Here is a 16,617-nt window from a genome sequence, read left to right as displayed (position 1 = left end):
GATTACTAACAATTAAGATTCAAAGCTTTACAGGAACGTAAGTCTAGTGCCTTGAATTCAAAACATCAAAGACACATCTCACAATCGCCACTCCCTGAGCATAGACCAAATTGCCAGACGCCGCTGTCGCAGGAAAATCGTCTGATAGGATTGATGGATCTGTACCGTGACCAAGTACACTGGCCAGAAGACGGCAATCGATGAATGAATAGAGAGGACGCCATGGAGAAAACCACGACCTTCCCCCTGAGATACACCGCTTTTGCTTTGAGCATTGTGGGGCTGCTGATCACCGCGCCACTGAGTATCTTTCTGGAGGGATGGTACCTGCTGCCTCTTATCTTCGGTGTGCTCACAGCTGTCGGCATACGGGACATGATGCAACGCCGCCGCACTGTCAGCAGAAACTACCCCATCCTCGCCAATTTTCGCTACTTCCTGGAGTCCATTGGGCCGGAGATCCGCCAGTACTTTATCCAATCCGACACCGAAGAACGCCCCTTCTCCAGGGAACAACGAAGCCTCGTCTACCAACGCGCCAAAAACGTACTGGACAAGCGCCCTTTCGGCTCCCAATTGAGCATGTATGAGCAAGGGTACGAATGGATGAACCATTCCCTGCTCCCGACGCAACTGGACGACAGCGATTTCCGGATTCTTATTGGTAAGCAGTGCGATAAGCCATACAGTGCCAGCGTGTTTAATATCTCAGCCATGAGTTTTGGCTCTCTCTCTGCCAATGCCATCCTCAGCCTGAACACCGGCGCCAGAATGGGCAATTTCTACCACGATACCGGAGAAGGCTCGATTTCCCGTTACCACCGTAAAGCGGGCGGGGATCTGGTGTGGGAAATCGGCTCTGGCTACTTTGGTTGCCGCCATCCGGACGGCACGTTTAACGAAGAGATGTTCGTTAAGAATGCCACCCTGGAGCAGGTCAAAATGATAGAACTCAAACTGTCTCAGGGGGCAAAGCCCGGACATGGAGGGATTCTCCCCGGCGCTAAAGTGACACCGGAAATCGCCGAAGCCAGAGGGGTGCCCGTTGGTGAAGATGTGGTGTCTCCGGCAAAACACTCGGCCTTCAGTACCCCTATAGAAATGCTGGAATTCATCGAACGAATGAGGAAGCTGTCCGGGGGTAAGCCGGTTGGCTTCAAACTCGCTATCGGCCACCCCTGGGAATGGTTTGCCATCGTCAAAGCTATGCTGGAAACCGGAAAGAAGCCGGACTTCATCGTGGTGGATGGGGGTGAAGGAGGCACCGGTGCCGCGCCGCTGGAATTCATCAACCGCCTGGGCATGCCCATGAAGGAAGCATTGCTACTGGTGCACAACACTCTGGTAGGCACTAATCTGCGCGACGACATTGCCATTGGCGCCGCGGGAAAGATCACCACCGCCTTTAACATTGCCCGCACCCTCGCTCTCGGTGCAGACTGGTGCAACGCTGCCCGGGGCTACATGTTTTCCCTGGGCTGCATCCAGGCCCAGACCTGCCATACCGGACGCTGCCCCAGCGGGGTTGCCACACAGGATCCCCGTCGCAGCAGCAAGCTCGATGTCGCGGACAAAAGCCACCGCGTCTATAACTATCACAAAAACACCCTGGACGCCCTGCAGCACCTGCTTGAAGCCTCCGGCCTGAACCATCCGTCCGAACTGGGGCCAGAGCACATCATTCAACGCACTTCGAAGACCGAGGTCCAGTCCTATATGGATATGCTGCCCTTCCTGGAGCCGGGCGCCTTACTGGAAGGTAAAACCGGCCTGAGCGTATTCGATAAGTACTGGCCCGAAGCCCGGCCGGATACCTTTGGCCCACCGGCATTCATCGTCAAGCTACGGGAAACCAAGCTCCATTAAAATCCAGCTTAAACACCAAAAGCCTGTTTATTTTTGGTTTGGGCTGGTGTAGACTTCGATCCCGCTAAGCCACTGAGATTTCTCCCAAGTTTCTCTGTGGCCAATAGCATTTCGGGGCGTAGCGCAGCTTGGTAGCGCATCTGCATGGGGTGCAGAGGGTCGCAGGTTCAAATCCTGCCGTCCCGACCAATTCCTCAAACAAAGCCCGGGCCGGAAGGTCCGGGCTTTGTTGTATCTGAAACACAGTCCGGCTTTTCAGACACCACCATCTTGTAATTCATTTCATTTCCGGCAACACTCAGAATCCTTAACAAAAACACCAACGCGTTCTACTTGCTGGCGCTCTCATGTCCATTTTTGACTATGTAGCACCTTACGATTTCTCGCCATTGACCATACTGAGCTATATGCTGGTGCTGAGCTTCTATGGTTATGGCGTCCTCCGTATGCCCGCAGGTGAGCGGCCGGGCACCGGTCGGATAATAACCTTCGTTCTGGGTGTGATGCTTTGTTACGGCGTTATGCAGACCCGTTTTGATTACTACTCCCAGTACATGTTCTTCGTCCACCGCGGCCAACACCTGATCCTTCACCATCTCGGCCCTTTCCTGATTGCATTATCCAACCCGTTACCGGTGATGCGCTTCTGGTACGACCGGATAAGTCCCGGGCTTAGAGGCGCCCTGAAACCCGTCGGTTTGGTGTATCGATGCCTCCAGCAGCCGCTGATTGCCTCCGTGCTGTTCGTGGGCCTGATCTATTTCTGGTTATGGCCGCCGATTCATTTCGACGCGATGCTGAGCCGTAACCTTTACTGGATCATGAACTGGAGCATGCTGCTTGATGGCCTGCTCTTCTGGTGGCTGATCTTTGACCCCCGCTCTCCGGCCCTCAGCGCCGTCCTGGGCTATGGTAAGCGCATGCTGATCCTGGCGCTGGTCGCGATACCTCAGATGGTCCTCGGGGCCACCATCGTCTTTTCCCGGGGCATGGTGTACGACGTCTACGAAGTGTGTGGCCGGGCATGGCCCATGGCATCGGAAACCGACCAACTGATCGGTGGGCTGCTGACCTGGATTCCGCCCGCCATGATGAGCATCCTTGGTATTCTGATCATCCTGCGACGGGCGATGCACGAAGACGGTAAATACCCAACCCGCTCCACCCCGCTCAAGGTGACGACTCCATGAATGTCCACATTCCGGCAAACCTTAATTCATGGCTTAACCTGCCCCTGCTTCTAGTCACAATTCTTATGCTGGGGGGCTGTCTGGGAGAGGAAGAGTCATGGCACGGCAAGGACATTCAGGGCCTGATGCCAGAACTGGCGTTTGAGCTGACAGACACCTCGGGCGAAACCGTCAGGGCGGGAGAGCTGGACGGACAGATACGGCTGTTGTTTTTCGGTTTCACCTCCTGCCCGGATGTCTGCCCAACGACACTCCAGAAGCTCAGCCAGGCTATAAAAGCCATGCCACCTGAACTGCAGTCCCGGACGCTGGCCCTGTTTGTCAGCGTCGACCCCAAGAGAGATACGCCGGAACGCCTGGCCAGTTACGTCGAATTTTTCGGTAAGCGGATTGTAGGTCTGACCGGTGATGAGCCAGAGCTACGTGAACTGGCCAAACGTTATCGCACCACCTTCGGTTACGACGAGCCCGACGCTGATGGCAACTACGCGGTTTCACACAGCAGCGCTGTGTATGTCTTTGACCGGGAGGGCAAAGCCCGCCTGCTGCTCAGACCGGAGCTGAGTGCAGACGAGATACGCCAGGATCTGATTGCACTGGCCAGTGAAAACTCCTGACGATTTGTAGCGGCGGCCAGAGTGCCCCTTACCTCCGGGGCAACGGGATATACTCCACTTCATCCCCGGGCACTTTATCAAAGCGGCCCTCGGTCCAGTCACTCTTGGCCTGTTCAATACGCTCCTTGCGGCTGGACACAAAGTTCCATTCGATAAACCGCTTACCCAGAGGCTCTCCACCAATCAGCGCAATACGCGATTCTTCCGCGGCCGTTACCGCTATACCCGGCTGGTTGGCGAAGATCGTCATGGACTGCGCAGGCAGCTCGGTATCCTGAGCTTTCAGGGAACCACTGGCAACGTAGACCGCCCGTTCTTCTGCCTCTGGCAGGGTCAGGGTCTGCCCTGGCTGTAGGTGGGCCTCAACGTACAGGGTGTCGGAGAACAGCCTGACCGGGGATGTCACGCCGTAGGCACTCCCCATCATGACCCTCACCGGCACATCGCCCACCGTCACCGCTGGAATGTCCTCACTCGGGTAGTGATGGAATGACGGTTCAATCTCCTCTTCATGCTCTGGCAGAGCCAGCCAGAGCTGAAGTCCGTGGAGCGTATGGTCCGTCGCTGTCACTTCCGGACGTTCACGTTCAGAATGCACCATGCCGCTCCCTGTGACCATCAGGTTAATATCACCCGGCCGGATGGGCTGGAGGCTTCCCAGGGAATCCCGGTGCAGGATCTCCCCTTCGAACAGGTACGTGACGGTCGCGATGCCAATGTGCGGATGAGGCCGCACATTGATCCCCTGCCCCGCGGGGAAATGTGCCGGTCCCATATGATCGAAGAATATCCAGGGGCCAACCATTTTCCGTTTCGCCGTGGGCAACAGGCGCCTGACGGAGAAGCCGCCAAGATCGGTTTCTCTGGGCGTCAGAATCAGCTCAACAGCACTGCAAGGGGATTCGATTGCATTACACGCCTGCTCGGCTTCCGCCAGTATATTACTCACGACCTCTCTCCTTTCATTGATTCAACGCATGGCTTTGAGGGCTTCAGCCCATTTGGCCATCTCTTCCAGCATGGCCTTGCCCGAGCTTTCGTGGTGCTCAGAGGCGTTGAAGGTTTTATTATCGTCTATCAGGTCCCACGGCATCTGCACCATGACACCCTCGACCATCGGCATCATTTTCAGGGTCGTGACCAGTTGCTTTGAGACCTGTGCCGATCTCAAACCACCAGAGACACCTCCGTAACTCACAAAGCCACAGGGTTTGTAGTTCCATTCGCTGTAGACATAATCGAGCGCATTGATAAAGGCAGGAGAAGGACAGTAATTATATTCAGGGATCACAAACGCATAGGCATCTGCCGCGGCAACACTCCGGGACCAGGCTTTCGTGTGTTCATGCTCGTACTGCTGCATACGCGGATGCCGGGGCTCATCATAGACTGGCAGGTTAAAGTCAGCCACGTCGACAAGGCTGCTCTCAAATTGCCCCTGCCCGTTGGCAAAGTCATTAAACCAGGCGGCAACCGAAGGGCCCACGCGCCCTGGACGAGTGCTGCAGATAATAGTGTGAAGCTTCAAGGCCATAATCCTGCTTCCTTTGTTTCTGTTTAAAGCGCGGCAACATTCATCAGCATAGTCGATGCCAGAGGCAGACATAAAAAAACCGAAGGCGTACCTTCGGTTTTTTGTCTGACCTGCAGCGATCACCGCAAGGGCGCATTCAACACATCAAGCACGTCTTCCAGTTCGGTTATCATTTGCCGGATCAGTTGCTTGTATTGCGAGGTATCGTCTTTTACCTCATGGCTGCTCAGCTTTTGCTTGGCGCCGCCAATGGTATACCCCTGATCGTAGAGCAGGCTCCGGATCTGGCGAATGGTAATAACGTCCGCCCGTTGGTAGTAGCGGCGATTTCCACGGCGCTTGACCGGTGATAACTGGGGAAATTCCTGTTCCCAGTAACGGAGTACGTGAGCTTTGACAGCACAAAGCTCAGCCACCTCGCCAATGGTGAAATAGCGCTTACCCGGGATAGCGGGTAGTTCGTTGTTATGACTCGGTTCCAGCATACGTTTCTACTTTCTGCTTTAATTTCTGTCCTGGACGAAACGTAACGACGCGCCGTGCACTGATTGGTATTTCCTCACCCGTTTTCGGGTTCCGTCCCGGCCGCTGCTTTTTGTCACGCAGATCGAAGTTGCCGAATCCGGATAACTTGACCTGTTCGTTATGGCTGAGTGCGCCCCTGATTTCATCGAAAAAAGCTTCAACCATTTCCTTGGCTTCGCGTTTGTTCAAGCCCAGTTCCTCGTACAAGCGCTCGGCCATTTCCGCTTTCGTCAAAGCCGCCATCTCTTAACTCCTCAGTGTTGCTCCCAACTCTTCCTTCAATGCGTCAATCACACCGTTGAAGAGTGAGTGCACCTCTTCTTCGTTGAGCGTGCGATCAGGATGCTGCCAGAAGAGGCTCAGTGCAAGGCTGCGGTTACCTTCACCCAGGCTTTCGCCTTCATAGACATCAAACGCACGCAACGCCGTCAGGCGCTCGCCGGCATGCTTTTTGGCTACACGCTCCACATCGGCAAACGCCACATCGTTTCCGATAATAATAGCCAAATCTCGCCGAACTTCAGGGAATTTTGAAATTTCTTTGAAATTAGGCACATATCCGGAAACGATCGAATTCAAGGATAGCTCAAACATCAGGATCGCGCCATTAAGTTCAAGATTTTTCTGAACTTGTGGATGCAACGTGCCAAGCCAGCCAACATGCTCTCCGTCCCGGACCAATTCCGCCGTTTGTCCCGGATGTAGCGCCGGGTGCTGACTGGCCAGAAACTGAACCTCGATCCCCAGAAGTCGGAACAGGCTCTCAAGCTCACCCTTAACATCAAAGAAATCAGCGGCCCTGCGGCCATTCGCCCAGTTTTCAGGCAGTTGAGAGCCGACCACGACGCCCGCCAGCATGGGCTGCTGGTCGATGGCATCACCATCTTTCAGGAAGCGCAGGCCGGTTTCGAACAGGCGAATACGTGGTTGTTGCCGATTCTGGTTATGGGCCACGGTTTTCAGCAATCCGCTCCACAGGCTGGTACGCATCACCGACAGGTCCGCGGAGATCGGGTTCGCCAGTTCAATACCTTCACGTTCCGGATCAATCAGTTGCTGAACCCTGGGATCCACAAAACTGTAGGTCACGGCTTCCTGATAGCCACAGGCAACAAAATAATTCTGAATAACAGACACCGGGCGAACAGCCTCTTCCTCCGGACGAAGGCCGAGGGAACCTACCGGTTCGGTGACCGGCAGGTTGTTGTAACCGTAGATTCGGCCAACTTCTTCAATCAGGTCTTCCTCAATGGAGATGTCTGGCCGGAAACTGGGCACATGCACTTGCCAACCGTCTTTCAACAGTTTGTCGATATGCAGCCCCAGCCGTGTCAGGATTTCCTCGACCTTGGTACGGTCAATGGCAAGGCCGAGCACATCGGCCAGACGCTGCTCCCGCAGGTCAATCGTGCGATCCGCCGGCAGGTGCCCGTCGCTGGCGACTTCAACAATCTCACCAGGCTCTCCGCCGACGATGTCCATCAACAGCGCCGTGCAACGCTCCATGGCTTCACGGGCTAGCTGGTAATCCACGCCCCGCTCAAAACGGTGGGAGGCATCGGTATGCAGGCCATAATGGCGCGCCTTGCCGGCAAGAGTGATAGGGTCGAAATAAGCAGCCTCAAGCACCAGATCGCGGGTCTTGGGACTAACGCCGGAATGCTCGCCCCCCATAACGCCAGCGATGGCCACAGGTTTTTCATGATCTGCAATGACCAGGGTATCGACCGTCAGTTCCACTTCCTGACCGTCCAGCAACACCAGTTTTTCACCCTGCTCCGCCATACGCACGACAATGCCTCCCTTGATCTCATCCCGATCAAAGGCGTGCATGGGCTGACCCAGCTCCAACATGACGTAATTGGTGACATCCACCGCCGCATCGATAGAACGGATACCGGAGCGCCTGAGTTTTTCCTGCATCCACAATGGGGATTCTGCCTGCAGGTTCACATTGCGCAGAACCCGCCCCAGGTAGCGAGGGCAACCAGCCGGAGCTTTCACGGCGATATCCGGCACTTCCGAGTGGACCGCTTCCACCGCTTCAATACCCGGCTCTTCAACCACCAGACTGTTAAGCACGCCCACTTCCCGGGCGATCCCTTTGATGGACAGGCAGTCCGCACGGTTGGGGGTCAGATCGACATCAATGGTCACGTCGTTAAGTTTGAGGTATTCCGCCAAATCCTGGCCAGTGGGGGCATCTTCGGGCAGCTCCATCAGTCCGTCATGGTTATCCGACAACCCCAGCTCCGACTCGGCACACAGCATGCCTTCGGAAGGCTGACCCCGCAGCTTCGCTTTCTTGATCCTGAAATCACCAGGGAGCACCGCACCCACGACGGCAAACGGAACCTTGAGCCCGTCACGCACATTGGGCGCGCCACAAACCACTTGCACCGTCTCCTGACCATTGTTGACCTGACAGACACGGAGCTTGTCGGCATCCGGGTGTGGCTCGACGGAGACCACTTCCCCGACAATAACACCGCTGAATTTCCCCGCGACCGGCTCGAAGCCGTCCACTTCCAGACCCGCCATGGTGATCTGGTCCATCAACTCCTGGGTGTTGAGTGCCGGGTTAACCCATTCGCGCAGCCACTGTTCACTGAATTTCATGGTATTTGCCTTGTCCTGATGCGGTTTGCCTGTGAGTTGGATTACCTGATGATCGTTGAGTTATCGGAACTGGCGCAGGAAGCGCAGGTCGTTCTCGAAAAACATACGCAGATCGTTGACGCCGTAGCGAAGCATGGCCAGACGCTCAACGCCCAGACCAAAGGCAAAGCCACGGTACTCTTCAGCATCAATACCGCAGTGTTCAAATACTTTCGGGTGCACCATGCCGCAGCCCATGACTTCCAGCCACTTGATGCTACCGTCGGCCTCACGCCCCCACTCAATGTCCACTTCCGCGGACGGCTCGGTGAACGGGAAGTAGGACGGCCGGAATCGGACCTCCAGATCACGCTCAAAAAACACCCTCAGGAATTCTTCAACCGTACTTTTGAGGTCGGCAAAACTGACATCCCTCTCGACCAGCAGCCCTTCCACCTGATGGAACATCGGGGTATGGGTCATGTCGGAGTCGCAGCGATAGACCCGCCCCGGGCAAATCATGCGGAACGGCGGCTTACCTGCCTCCATGGTACGAATCTGCACCGGTGAAGTATGAGTGCGGAGCAACGTACCGGGATCGAAATAAAAGGTATCGTGCATGGCACGGGCGGGGTGGTGACCGGGAATGTTGAGGGCTTCGAAGTTGTGATAGTCGTCTTCGATTTCAGGACCCTGCTCCACGGTATAGCCCGCGCGGGAAAAGAAATTCTCGATACGCTGCAGGGTACGTGTCACCGGGTGGAGCCCACCCAGGTCCTGGCCCCGGCCCGGTAGCGTAACGTCAATGGATTCGCTGGCCAGCTTTTGCTCGATCGCGGCGCGTTCAAGGTCTGAACGGCGGGCATTGATGGCCTGCTCTACCTGGCCCTTGGCCTCGTTGATCTTCTGGCCGGCAGCGGGGCGCTCTTCGGCGGACAGCTTGCCCAGCGTCTTTGCCTGCTGGGTGATCACACCCTTCTTGCCAAGGTATTCAACACGAATTTGATCAAGTGCCTGCAAGCTGTCAGCGCTTTCTACCGCAGCCAACCCGTCCTGAACCAGTTGCTCCAGGTTTTCCATTGACCCTGCTCCAAACCAGAAATGGGAGTACTAAAACAAGTATCTGTAAACAAAAATAGGGGAAGAGCGCGCCCTTCCCCTATTAGAGGACGCCACCATGAAAACATGGAAGCGTCCGGATCGATAAGTAATCGATGAAAGAGCTTAAGCGATCACAGGGACGCTTTGGCTTTCTCAACTACAGCAGCGAATGCCTGCTGCTCGTTCATGGCCAGATCGGCCAGAACCTTACGATCGATCTCAACGTTAGCCTTCTTCAGACCAGCGATCAGACGGCTGTAGGACAGGCCGTTGGCGCGGGCACCCGCGTTGATACGGGCAATCCACAGTGCGCGGAATGCGCGCTTGCGGTTACGACGGTCGCGGTACGCATACTGACCGGCCTTGATAACCGCCTGTTTGGCTACACGATAAACGCGGCTACGCGCACCGTAATAACCCTTGGCCTGACTGAGAATCTTCTTGTGACGACGACGTGCGACCACGCCACGCTTTACACGAGCCATACTTTAATCCTTCTACCTTTAAACCTTTGCAGGAATGGTTAGCGGCTGAATCAGCACGCTGTCATACGCTTGATGGAAGCCACATCAGACTTGGCAATCAGCTTGGTACCACGGAGCTGACGCTTACGCTTGGGGCTCTTCTTGGTCAAGATATGACTGGTGAAGGACTGCTTGTGCTTGAAGCCGGTGGCGGTTTTCTTGAACCGCTTGGTGGCTCCGCTTTTGGTTTTCATCTTAGGCATTTTTTAAAACTCCGCATTCTATTTTAAATACACAACAATGTGCCCCTGAACGACAAATCCCCCGCTTCGCGGGGGATCGTCACCCGATCAGGTTCACTTCTTTTTGCGGGGAGCCACGATCATGGTCATCTGCCGGCCTTCCATTTTCGGCCGCATCTCAACCGTTGCAAGCTCTTCGATGTCCGTTTCGATCCGGCTCATGAGCTTCATACCGATTTCCTGGTGTGCCATCTCACGGCCGCGGAAACGAATCGTGATCTTGCCGCGATCCCCGTTTTCAAGGAAACGTACCAGGTTGCGTAGTTTGACCTGATAATCCCCTTCTTCAGTTCCTGGACGGAACTTAAGCTCTTTGACCTGCGTCTGCTTCTGCTTCTTCTTGGCAGCCGCCTTGGCCTTCTTCTCTTCGAAGACCTTCTTGCCGTAGTCCATTATCTTACAGACGATCGGATCGGAATCCGTAACCTGTACCAGATCAAGAGTCGCCTCTTCGGCCTGCTTGAGAGCCTCTTCGATCGGAACAATTCCGACCTGATTGCCTTCGGCATCGATCAGGCGGACTTCAGTTGCGTCAATATTCTCATTGATCGGCGCTTTAGGTGTGCGCCCACCCCGATTCGCTCGCTGTTTAATAATCAGATCTCCGTTTTGGTTCTGCCCTTGCGTTGAATGTCATCAGCCAACAGCTGTTCAAACGCTTCAAGCGACATAGTTCCCAGATCTTCACCTTTGCGGGTTCTCACTGCAACGGCGTTGTTCTCGATTTCCTTGTCACCGACAACAACCAAAAAAGGAACTTTATTAATAGTGTGCTCGCGGATTTTAAAGCCGATCTTCTCGTTTCTCAAGTCAGCATTAACCCTATAGCCCAAAGAATCCCACTTTTTCGCCAGATTCTGACAATAATCACGCTGATTATCGGTGATATTGAGGACCGCTACCTGGGTTGGTGCCAGCCAGGTCGGAAATGCGCCTTCGTACTCCTCAATGAGAATACCAATGAAACGCTCGAACGACCCGAGGACCGCCCGGTGCAGCATAACAGGCGTCTTGCGCTCGGAATTATCGGCCACATACTGGGCGCCAAGGCGGCCCGGCATGGAAAAATCGACCTGAATGGTACCGCATTGCCATACCCGACCGATACAGTCTTTCAGGGAGAATTCAATTTTTGGACCATAGAACGCCCCCTCACCCGGTAACAGTTCCCAATCCACACCTTCCCGATTCAGCGCTTCTTCCAGGGCTGCTTCCGACTTATCCCAGACTTCATCGGAACCTACCCGCTTGTCGGGACGGGTCGAGAGCTTGTAAAGGATCTGGTCAAAGCCGAAATCCTTATACACCTCGTGGAGCAGGTCAATAAAGCGGGACACTTCTTCCTGGATCGCATCTTCCTCGCAGAAGATATGAGCGTCATCCTGGGTGAACCCGCGAACCCGCATCAGCCCGTGCAGCGCACCAGAGGCTTCATTGCGGTGACAGGAACCAAACTCCGCCAGTCTCAGTGGCAAATCCTTGTAGCTTTTCAGCCCCTGATTGAACACCTGGATATGGCACGGGCAGTTCATCGGCTTAATGGCATAGTCGTGCTTTTCGGACTCGGTGGTGAACATGTCATCGTGGAACTTGTCCCAGTGACCGGACTTTTCCCAGAGCGCACGGGAAACCACCTGCGGCGTCTTGATTTCCTTATAGCCGTGACGATGCAGGATATCACGCATGTACTGCTCGATCTCCTGGTACAGGGACCAACCATCCGGGTGCCAGAAAACCATGCCCGGCGCCTCTTCCTGCATATGGAACAGGTGCAGCTTCTTGCCGATTTTGCGATGGTCCCGCTTTTCCGCCTCTTCCAGGCGATGCAGATAGGCCTTCAGGTCCTTTTTGTTACCCCAGGCAGTACCGTACACCCTCTGCAACTGTTCGTTGCTGGTATCACCCCGCCAGTAGGCACCCGCCACCTTGGTAAGCTTGAACGCCTTCAGTTTGCCGGTACTCGGCACGTGAGGCCCCCGGCAAAGATCGATAAAATCGCCCTGACGGTAGAAAGACAGGTCTTCATCACCGGGGATGTCCTCGATGATGCGGACTTTGTATTCCTCGCCCATCTCATCGAACAGCCTGACCGCTTCCTCGCGGGACATCACGGATCGGGAGACCGGAATATCCTGTTTTGCCAGTTCTTCCATGCGCTTTTCGATGCGCTGGAGATCATCGTTGGTGAATGGGCGATCAAACTTGAAATCGTAGTAGAAACCGTTGTCGACCACCGGGCCAATGGTGACCTGGGCCGAGGGGTACAGTTCCTTCACTGCCATCGCAAGCAGGTGGGCAGTGGAATGACGGATAATATCAACGCCGTCCTCATCACGCTCCGTTACGATCGCGAGATCAACGTCATCTTCAATCTGGTAGCTGGTGTCCACCAGCTTGCCGTTAACACGACCGGCCAATGCGGCCTTGGCAAGACCGGCGCCGATATCGGCGGCAACGTCATGAACGGTAACGGCTTCGGCAAAACTGCGATGGCTGCCGTCCGGCAGGGTTACTACGGGCATGATTATCTCCTGTGGGTCTCAGCGGTGATCCGTACCAAAGATCACATGTTGGTGGCAATCCGCGATACAAACCACGGGCCACATTCGCAGCGGAGTTTAACAGAAAAAAACCCGGCAGGTTAATGCCGGGCATTTCAAACAGAGCAGGCATTCAGCCCGGTGCGGCCGCAGCGTCTTCCCGGCTCTTGCGCCGCAACTGGCCGAAAGCCACCAGACCGAGCAGGGCCAGTGCAGGGATAAACATGATTTCCCGGGGCGGGCGATCAAGCTCAACCTGGACGGCATCAATAGTCCAGCCGAAGTCTATTCCCGCATCCTGTGCCGGGCTTCCGAACTCGACGAAGTCAACCGACATTTTGTCACCATCCAGCCGCAATTCGAGGCCAGTTGCCGCCAACCGCTGCTCCGGCGTATCCCCGGCTGGCACCTCAAGTTTGAGGTATTTGCTAACCTCGTCACCGTCAATGGACATACCCGTTGCCTTGACCACAATAGCCTTATCAGCCGGAGTCTCTTCAACATATTCCATGATCTCGGCCCCCGGACGATCCTCTGTGGGCGGGTAGATCATGTCCCACCAGAAGCCGGGACGGAACATGGTAAAGGTTATCAGCAACAGCAGTGCTGATTCCCACTTATAGCTCTTGGTGAACCAGAAACCCTGTGTAGCCGCCGAAAATACCAACATCGCGGTGACCGCACTGAAGATTGTAATCAACAGGTCCAGCCACCCGCTCAGTCCAATCAGCAGCAACTGGGTATTGAAGATAAACATGAATGGCAAAATGGCCGTCCGGATATCGTAGGTAAAACCCTGAACCCCCGTTCGGATCGGGTCAGCTCCGGATATTGCGGCCGCCGCGTAGGCTGCCAGCCCCACGGGGGGCGTATCGTCTGCCAGTATGCCGAAATAAAACACGAACAGGTGGACGGCGATCAAGGGAACGATCAATCCATGCTGCGCTCCCAGGGTAACGATGACCGGCGCCATCAGAGTCGACACTACAATGTAGTTTGCGGTGGTCGGTAACCCCATCCCCAGAATCAGGCTGATAATCGCTGTAAAGATCAGCATCAACAGCAGGTTGCCGCCAGACAGGAACTCCACGAATTCCGTCATCACCAGACCAATCCCCGTGAGGGTAACGGTGCCAACCACAATACCGGCTGTCGCAGTGGCGACCCCGATACCAACCATATTGCGCGCGCCGGTGACCAGTGAATGCCCCAGGTCGACGATCCCGGTTTTGAAGCTGTCAAAGAACGCACCCTGCTTATGGAAGAAGGCTTTCAGGGGCCGCTGGGTCAGTACAATGAAAATCATGAACGCCGTCGCCCAGAAGGCTGACAACTGGGGCGAGAAACGTTCTACGGTCAAACACCATACCAGGACAACAACCGGCAACAGATAATACAGACCCGTTTTGACGGTAGGCCCAACCGGTGGCAAATCCCCCATCGCCTTGCTGGGGTCGTCAATCTCAAGCTCGGGAAAACGGGTAGCGTATCCAACCAGTCCGATATAGACCAGAAGAAGCAGAGGACCAAGAAGCCAGGGCGCCCCTTCACCCAGCCAGGTCTTGATCCAGCCGACCCCGTAATAGACGATCAGTGTCAGCACGATCAGGCCGATAAGCAGGACCACCCAGTTCAGCATTCGCTGGGCAAGCGTCGGACGGTCCAGCCGTTCGATACCTTTCATTTTCAACTTACAGGCTTCGAGGTGGACGATGTAGATCAGGGCAACATAGGAGATCAGCGCTGGCAGGATGGCGTGCTTGATGACTTCCAGATAGGAAATGCCGACGTATTCCACCATCAGGAACGCAGCAGCGCCCATAATCGGCGGCGTAAGCTGACCGTTGGTGGAGGCAGCCACTTCCACAGCACCTGCCTTGGTCGCAGGGAACCCGACCCGCTTCATCAATGGGATGGTAAATGTGCCAGTGGTCACAACGTTCGCAATCGAAGACCCCGAAATCACGCCGCTCAAACCGCTGGACACCACGGCGGCCTTGGCCGGACCGCCACGCATATGACCCAGTAACGCGTAAGCCACTTTTATAAAATAGTTACCGGCCCCTGCCCGCTCGAGCAGGGCGCCAAACAGAACAAACAGGAAAACGAAACTGGTGGAGACACCCAGTGCCACACCAAAAACCCCTTCGGTACCCAGCCATTGATGAGAGGCCAGTTTATTGAGGCTGACGCCCTTGTGGGCAATCACATCGGGCATATAGGGCCCGGCGATGGAATAAGTGATGAATACAGCAGCAACAATGGTCAGGGGAAGGCCGAGCGAGCGCCGGGTTGCCTCCAGCAGCAATACCAGGCCAATCAGTGCGACCCACAGATCCGTCGTTGTTGGCGCCCCGGGCCGGGTGGCCAACTCCCGATAAAAGACATACAGATAGGACGCACAAAATGCGGCTACTAACGCCAGCACCCAATCATAAAATGGAACACTATGAAGATTGCGCCCTTTGATCATGGGAAACGCAGTAAACGCCAGAAACACGGCAAAGGCCAGATGAATGGAGCGTGCTTCCGTCGAGTTGAAAATTCCGATATTGAAAATAAATGGTAGTGGCGACGCGATCCAGAGTTGGAACAATGACCACACCAGAGGAATGATGAAGAGAATAATGGCCGTTTTTCCGCTACTTACCCTGCCCCCGGTTTCTGTCTGCAGAATCTGCTCTACATTTCCGCCATTCACGCCAGTCCCGTTTGCCGGGTCGCTCGTTGCCATAAAAAGTTCCTGTTACGTGAAAGATTAATCGCTGAAGAGACAACACAGCGGGCACGTGGCCCGCCGTGTTGAGGCGCAGACAGATCAGTCGATCAGGCCAGCTTCTTTATAGTATTTCGCCGCACCCGGATGCAGGGGGGCACTAAGCGCATCGGATACCATTTCTTCCTTTTTCAGGTTGTTGAACGCCGGATGCAGGCGCTTGAAGCTGTCAAAGTTCTCGAAGACAGCCTTGACGACTGCATACACAACATCATCCGGCACATCGGTGGAAGAGACAAAAGTCGCCGCAACACCGAAGGTCGTTACGTCGTCATCACTGCCACGGTACATGCCACCAGGAATGACCGCCTTACGATAGTATGGGTGTTCGTCGATCAGCTTCTTGGTCGCGGCATTGTCCACATTGACCAATACGCTGTCACACGAAGTGGTTGCTTCCTTGATAGAACCGGATGGGTGGCCAACGGTATAGAAGAAGGCATCGATGTTGCCATCACAAAGCGCCTGGGACTGTTCGGCGGCCTTGATTTCAGCGGCCAGGGAAAACTTGTCCATGCCCCAGCCCATTTCCTTCATCAGCACTTCGGCAGTGGCCCGCTGACCAGAACCGGGGTTACTGACAGACACGCGCTTGCCTTCCAGGTCCTCAAAGGTCTTGATGCCGGAACCCTTGCTCGCAACAACGGTGAAAGGCTCAGGATGCAGCGAGAAGACCGCCCGCAGTTTTTCATTCTTGGCGCCTTCAAACTCACTGGTACCGTTATAGGCATGGTACTGCCAGTCGGACTGGGCAACCGCCAGATCCAGTTCGCCTTCACGGATGGCATTCAGGTTGTAGACAGAACCACCGGTGCTCTCTACCGAGCAACGAATACCATGTTCCTTCCGGTCCATGTTTACCAGACGACAGATCGCACCACCGGCCGGGTAGTAGACGCCTGTTACCCCACCGGTACCAATGGTGACAAACCGCTGCTCCTGGGCAGAAACTACCGAGGAAGCGGCGCCAAGGCTAACGGCGGCAGCAAGCGCGAGAACGGAGCTTTTGATTTTTAGTGTCATGGGATCTTCCTTTTTCGTCGTTATCATATGGTGCCCGCATCCACATACGGACAAACTTCCGGTTCGTTTTGAAACATAGAC

15 protein-coding genes and 1 tRNA gene are annotated in these 16,617 nt (G+C 55.1%); 4 read left to right on the top strand and 12 right to left on the bottom strand.

The features are described from left to right. Positions 1-222: 222 nt before the first annotated feature. From EHN06_RS07240 to EHN06_RS07225, 4 genes are all read left to right on the top strand, one after another. Positions 223-1,866, top strand: coding sequence for an FMN-binding glutamate synthase family protein (locus tag EHN06_RS07240; RefSeq protein ID WP_127334377.1), 1,644 nt, complete (start codon positions 223-225; stop codon positions 1,864-1,866). A gap of 112 nt (positions 1,867-1,978) precedes the next feature. After that, positions 1,979-2,055 (top strand) — tRNA-Pro (locus EHN06_RS07235). Between the two features lie 158 nt (positions 2,056-2,213). Next, positions 2,214-3,056, top strand: coding sequence for a cytochrome c oxidase assembly protein (locus EHN06_RS07230; protein WP_127331521.1), 843 nt, complete (start codon positions 2,214-2,216; stop codon positions 3,054-3,056). Continuing rightward, the gene (locus EHN06_RS07225) at positions 3,053-3,673 is read left to right on the top strand and encodes an SCO family protein (RefSeq protein WP_206075739.1); all 621 of its coding nucleotides are present in this window, start codon (positions 3,053-3,055) and stop codon (positions 3,671-3,673) included. The genes EHN06_RS07230 and EHN06_RS07225 overlap by 4 nt, the downstream gene beginning before the upstream one ends. Positions 3,674-3,701: 28 nt before the next feature. Here EHN06_RS07225 and EHN06_RS07220 read toward each other — a convergent pair whose 3' ends face one another. The 12 genes from EHN06_RS07220 to EHN06_RS07165 all read right to left on the bottom strand — a co-directional run bounded on the left by EHN06_RS07220 (position 3,702) and on the right by EHN06_RS07165 (position 16,536). Next, complete coding sequence (locus tag EHN06_RS07220) at positions 3,702-4,622, bottom strand: pirin family protein (RefSeq protein WP_127331519.1); 921 nt, start codon at positions 4,620-4,622, stop codon at positions 3,702-3,704. 21 nt (positions 4,623-4,643) lie between these two features. After that, positions 4,644-5,207, bottom strand: a complete 564-nt coding sequence (locus EHN06_RS07215; protein WP_127331517.1) for an NADPH-dependent FMN reductase — start codon at positions 5,205-5,207, stop codon at positions 4,644-4,646. 119 nt (positions 5,208-5,326) lie between these two features. After that, positions 5,327-5,692 carry a MerR family transcriptional regulator gene (locus EHN06_RS07210; protein WP_127331515.1) on the bottom strand — a complete coding sequence of 122 codons (366 nt, stop codon included), beginning with the start codon at positions 5,690-5,692 and terminating at the stop codon, positions 5,327-5,329. Further along, positions 5,673-5,975, bottom strand: a complete 303-nt coding sequence (gene ihfA, locus EHN06_RS07205) for an integration host factor subunit alpha (RefSeq protein WP_127331513.1) — start codon at positions 5,973-5,975, stop codon at positions 5,673-5,675. The genes EHN06_RS07210 and ihfA overlap by 20 nt, the downstream gene beginning before the upstream one ends. A gap of 3 nt (positions 5,976-5,978) precedes the next feature. After that, on the bottom strand, positions 5,979-8,351 hold the full coding sequence (gene pheT, locus EHN06_RS07200; RefSeq protein ID WP_127331511.1) for a phenylalanine--tRNA ligase subunit beta: 2,373 nt from the start codon (positions 8,349-8,351) through the stop codon (positions 5,979-5,981). A gap of 60 nt (positions 8,352-8,411) precedes the next feature. Then, a complete protein-coding gene (pheS, locus tag EHN06_RS07195) occupies positions 8,412-9,410 on the bottom strand; it encodes a phenylalanine--tRNA ligase subunit alpha (protein ID WP_127331509.1) in 999 nt (332 codons plus the stop codon). Positions 9,411-9,562: 152 nt separating this feature from the next. Next, the gene (gene rplT / locus EHN06_RS07190; protein WP_012138471.1) at positions 9,563-9,916 is read right to left on the bottom strand and encodes a 50S ribosomal protein L20; all 354 of its coding nucleotides are present in this window, start codon (positions 9,914-9,916) and stop codon (positions 9,563-9,565) included. A 50-nt stretch (positions 9,917-9,966) separates the two neighbouring features. Further along, the gene (rpmI, locus tag EHN06_RS07185) at positions 9,967-10,158 is read right to left on the bottom strand and encodes a 50S ribosomal protein L35 (RefSeq protein ID WP_007151842.1); all 192 of its coding nucleotides are present in this window, start codon (positions 10,156-10,158) and stop codon (positions 9,967-9,969) included. Between the two features lie 93 nt (positions 10,159-10,251). Further along, entirely contained in the window at positions 10,252-10,797 is a 546-nt protein-coding gene (gene infC, locus EHN06_RS07180) for a translation initiation factor IF-3 (RefSeq protein WP_164735649.1), read from the bottom strand. Beyond that, positions 10,794-12,719, bottom strand: coding sequence for a threonine--tRNA ligase (gene thrS, locus EHN06_RS07175; RefSeq protein ID WP_127331505.1), 1,926 nt, complete (start codon positions 12,717-12,719; stop codon positions 10,794-10,796). The genes infC and thrS overlap by 4 nt, the downstream gene beginning before the upstream one ends. Positions 12,720-12,870: 151 nt before the next feature. Continuing rightward, complete coding sequence (locus tag EHN06_RS07170) at positions 12,871-15,471, bottom strand: TRAP transporter permease (RefSeq protein ID WP_127331503.1); 2,601 nt, start codon at positions 15,469-15,471, stop codon at positions 12,871-12,873. A gap of 84 nt (positions 15,472-15,555) precedes the next feature. Further along, complete coding sequence (locus EHN06_RS07165) at positions 15,556-16,536, bottom strand: TAXI family TRAP transporter solute-binding subunit (protein ID WP_127331501.1); 981 nt, start codon at positions 16,534-16,536, stop codon at positions 15,556-15,558. Between the last annotated feature and the right edge of the window lie 81 nt (positions 16,537-16,617).

This window comes from Marinobacter sp. NP-4(2019) (assembly GCF_003994855.1).
In the GTDB taxonomy this organism is placed as follows: Bacteria; Pseudomonadota; Gammaproteobacteria; order Pseudomonadales; family Oleiphilaceae; genus Marinobacter.
Note: the sequence above shows the minus strand (reverse complement) of the source record. Positions and strands in the feature narration are given on the sequence as shown.